The organism is Synechococcus sp. R55.8, assembly GCF_047461895.1.
GTDB lineage: Bacteria > Cyanobacteriota > Cyanobacteriia > Thermostichales > Thermostichaceae > Thermostichus.
This window is the reverse complement of sequence record NZ_JANSIB010000153.1, coordinates 1-3,279: the sequence shown is the minus strand read 5'-3', so window position 1 is coordinate 3,279 and position 3,279 is coordinate 1. Positions and strand designations below refer to the sequence as shown.

Annotated in this window: 3 protein-coding genes; 2 read left to right on the top strand and 1 reads right to left on the bottom strand. The window is 58.2% G+C overall.

What is annotated here, in order from left to right; translation table 11 throughout:
* Nucleotides 1-92: 92 nt before the first annotated feature.
* Nucleotides 93-941, bottom strand: a complete 849-nt coding sequence (locus NW829_RS11935; RefSeq protein ID WP_011433616.1) for an ABC transporter ATP-binding protein — start codon at nucleotides 939-941, stop codon at nucleotides 93-95.
* A 452-nt stretch (nucleotides 942-1,393) separates the two neighbouring features.
* On the opposite strand from NW829_RS11935, the gene NW829_RS11930 reads away from it, so the two are divergent.
* A complete protein-coding gene (locus NW829_RS11930) occupies nucleotides 1,394-1,672 on the top strand; it encodes a hypothetical protein (protein WP_011431115.1) in 279 nt (92 codons plus the stop codon).
* 138 nt (nucleotides 1,673-1,810) lie between these two features.
* Nucleotides 1,811-3,279 (top strand): TM0106 family RecB-like putative nuclease (locus NW829_RS11925; RefSeq protein ID WP_414417169.1); only part of this gene is annotated, 1,469 nt, incomplete at its 3' end.

Genomic DNA, 3,279 nt, shown 5'->3' with positions numbered 1-3,279 from the left:
TTATACATTATTTTCAGTATAGTTGAGCTTATTATTGACTAGAGTCATGCTCCCCTCTTCACGTTGGGAGAGGGGCCAGGGGTGAGGGCCCGTTAATCCAAGCGGCGGCCTGTCAAACGCACAAAAATGTCTTCTAAGTTGGCCGGGCGCACCATGAGGCCGGTTTTGTCGGGTTCTGCCTCCAACTGCCGCTGAGCTTCCGCCAAGCTGGGGAAAAAGGTGTACTCCACCTCCCGGCCAGGACAGGATCGCACCAGCAGGGCCTCTCCATACTTGGCCCGCAGTTGCTCGGTGCTGCCCAACTCGATCAACCTTCCCCCATCCATGATGCCGATGCGGTCGCACAGCTCTTCTGCCTCCTCCATGTAGTGGGTGGTAATCAGCAAGGTCATGCCCTGCCGATTGAGATCCCGCAAGATCTCCCACAACAGCCGCCGCGCCTGGGGATCCAACCCGACGGTGGGCTCGTCCAAAAACAAAATCTGGGGGCGATGCAGTAACGCCCTGGCCACCTGCAAGCGTCGTTTCATTCCCCCTGAGAGGGTTTTCACTTTGTCTTGCCGGCGATCCGCCAGCCGCACATACTCCAGCCATTCATCGATGCGCCGTTGCCGCTCTGGGTTGGGGATGTGGTGCATACGCCCGTGGAACTCCAGGTTTTCCCAAACGGTCAGCTCTGCCTCTAGGGTGATAGGCTGCAGAACTACGCCAATTTGCTGCCGCACCGCCACCGGATCCCGCACCACATCGTAGCCCCCCACCCGGATGGATCCCTGGCTGGGTCGGGTAAGGCTAGTAAGCATGCGGATGGTGGTGGATTTGCCGGCGCCGTTGGGCCCCAACAGGGCAAACACTTCCCCCTGGGGGATCTGCAGGCTCAAATCTTGAACGGCAACCTGCTGCCCAAAGCGCTTCCACACCCCCTGCATTTCCACCGCCACCGTCTTGGTTTGGGGCAAGGTTGGGGCCGTCGAAAGAGCTGTCACAGTCCGCTCCGGTAAAGTGTAAAGAAATCTTTATTCTCCAGCATACGCCAGCCGTGTCAGCAAGCTGCAGGTCTTATCAGGGATCCCTGCTGCTGGCAGCAGTCTGGGTTGTCTCTTGAGCTTTTGCGTGGCTGTGATTTCGTTCTCTGGGGTTTTTCTCTGGATCTTGCAAAATAGTACACATTGCGTCTGAAGGGTGAACCGCACTCCCAAGACAACACCTGTACAGACTCTGGAAGGGGAAATTGGGCTGGATAGCTCATGGCATATCTGTACGTATCTGTACGTATGGGTAACAATAAAGACACAAGCTTGAGCGGGCTGACTGTTCGGCTTGGGGCTTTTTCTTGGTGAAGTGACTTCCCTTCAGCGCCCACCGATAACCTCTACTAACCAATGTAAGGAAAATGCAGAGCAAAGACCGGTTCGACCAAATTGACTTCCGGCTGGATCGCCTGGTTGGGGCTGTGTTGACCTTGGCCGAGACCGTCAGCTTCGTCAAGGATGACCTGACCCATCTGAAAGCCATTGTTCAACAACAGGTGCTGATATCCCAGGAGCAGAGCACTTGGCTGGGAGAGTTAAAGGCAATATGTCAACAGCAAGCCGATACAGCTCGTCGCCAATCTGAGACGATTGAGCGGATCATCGCCCATCTCCTGCCCGCTCAGGATCCCAAGTCTTGAAGGATCAGAGGGCAACCTGGGGGCGTGCCACAATGGCAGCAGAGCTGAGGTTTTCCACCGTTGGAGTGCCAGGTTGCAGCAGCAGGACAGGGTTCTGTTGAGGCTGAGGAGCTGCTTGCTTTCTTTCGTTGCCGACGCTTGCCTTACCTGGATCGCTTTGGCCCTCAAGAGGCCAAGCTGCCGCCGGACAACCTGCTGGAGCAATGGCGGCGGGATCGCCAAGCCCTGGCAGCCGCTGTGTTTGAGCGATTCCCCGGAGAACGGGTTGCGCCGGGCAATGAAGCTCTCTTGGCAGCCATGGCCGACGGGGCGGAGCGGATCTACGGCGGACGGATTGCCGCAGAGCTGTTTTGGCAACCGCAGGAAGATCTCAACTGTACTGCTGAGGCAGAGCTGTTGCAGCTTGCTTCTGAACCTGTCCCTCACTCCTCCTCTCCAAGGGATCCCATCCCTGCCCCAGAAGACTACGAGATGGTGCCCGCTCTTGCGTTGCCGCCTGAAGCTGTTCCAGAGAGACGTTCAGTTTGGGTGAGCAGCTCCCTGGATCTGCTGATTCGGGATCCCGCTCTCGTTGGCAGAAGTCGCCACGCCGCCCGATCCTCTTACCTGCCGGTTCATATTCGTATCGGCAAACGCCCCAAACCGGAATACGAATTGTTGCTGGCTTTGCAGGCAGAGTTGCTCGGATCCCTGCAGGGAAACGTTCCCAAGCGGGGCATTTTGATCCTGAAAGATGGGAAGTGGCACCCCGTCCACCTGAGCCGCCGACGAGCACAGGTGCGGCAATTGCTGCAGGAGTACCTGCACTCCCTCAACCAGCCGGAACCACCGCAGGTGTTCATGGCCCGCAGCCGCTGCCATCTTTGCCACTGGCGGGAGCATTGTCGCCAGTTGAACGCCGCCGCTCAACCCCTCAGCCTGCTGCCGGGCGTAACGGGATCCCGCTATCCCCTTTTGCAAGAGGCGGGGATCCACTCGATTGAAGCCCTGGCCAACGCTCAGTTGGATAGGTTGCAAGCCATTCCCAAGTTGGGATCCGGCGTGGCCCTGCAACTGCAGCTGCAAGCCCGCGCCACCCTCAGCCGGCAGCCTCTCTGGATTCAATCCCCCCCGGAAACCCTGCCCACCACACCCGTAGAGCTGTACTTCGATATCGAGGCGGATCCCCGCCACAACGTCGCCTATCTGCTGGGCCTGCTGGTGGTGGAGCAAGCCGAGGGGAAAAAGGTTGCGAGCTATCACAGTTGCCTGGCCGCCGAGCCGCGGGAAGAAAGGCAAGCTTGGGAGCAATTCTTGCAACTGGCACAACGCTATCCTGACGCTCCCATCTACCACTTTCACGGCTTTGAAGTGCAGACCTGCCGACGGCTGGGGGAGCAATACCGCACGGATCCCCGACAGCTGCGGCAGTTGTTGCAGCGCTTTGTGGATTTACAGGCCTGGGTGCAACGCTCGGTGGTGTTACCGATTGAGAGCTATTCCCTGAAAAACATCGCCCGCTGGTTGGGGTTTCAATGGCGTCTGCCGGATGCCAATGGCGCCCAGTCCATTTACTGGTATAGCCAATGGCTGGAAACTCGGGAGCGCAGATATTTGGAGCACTCGCT